1 protein-coding gene is annotated in these 719 nt (G+C 70.1%); it reads left to right on the top strand.

The window, feature by feature from the left end; translation table 11 throughout:
- Positions 1-161: 161 nt before the first annotated feature.
- A partial coding sequence (locus GEV06_28805) for a fructose-bisphosphatase class II (protein ID MPZ21844.1) occupies positions 162-719 on the top strand: 558 nt, incomplete at its 3' end.

Genomic DNA, 719 nt, shown 5'->3' with positions numbered 1-719 from the left:
CTTCCCCTTCCTGGACGGCATCCAGATCGCGGCCCAGGCCGGCGTCACCGCCATCATCCAGCCCGGCGGCAGCATCCGTGACGAGATGGCGATCGAGGTGGCCGACCGCCATCACATGGCGATGGTCTTCACCGGCCGGCGCCACTTCAGGCACTAGACCGATGGAATCGCGGGCACCCGTCGAGAAGGTCATCATCGCGGAGGCCATCCGCGCCACCGAGGCCGGCGCCATCGCGGCCGCCCGCCTCATGGGCCGTGGAGACCGGGATGGGGCGGACCAGGCGGCCGTCACCGCCATGCGCAAGGCGATGGACGATGCCGACATCAGCGGCACCATCGTCATCGGCGAGGGAGAGCGCGATTCCGCGCCGATGCTCTACATCGGCGAGCAGGTCGGCAACCCGGATGCGGCAACCTCCATCGACATCGCGGTGGATCCGCTGGAGGGCACGAACCTGGTGGCAACCGGATCCACCAACGCCACGGCGGTCCTCGCCGCCTCCGAGCCGGGCGGCCTCATGCACGCGCCGGACACCTACCTCGAGAAGCTGATCGTGGGACCGATGGTCGCGGGCCACGTGAGCATCAACGACCCGGTCGCGCAGACGCTCGGCACCATCGCGGAGCGCCTGGGACGCGGCGTGTACGACATCACGGTGGTCATCCTGGACCGGCCGCGCCACGAACAGCTGATCGCGGACGTTCGGGCGGCCGGCGCG

Origin of the sequence: Luteitalea sp. (assembly GCA_009377605.1) — a bacterium.
Taxonomy (GTDB): domain Bacteria; phylum Acidobacteriota; class Vicinamibacteria; order Vicinamibacterales; family Vicinamibacteraceae; genus WHTT01.
Note: the sequence above shows the minus strand (reverse complement) of the source record. Positions and strands in the feature narration are given on the sequence as shown.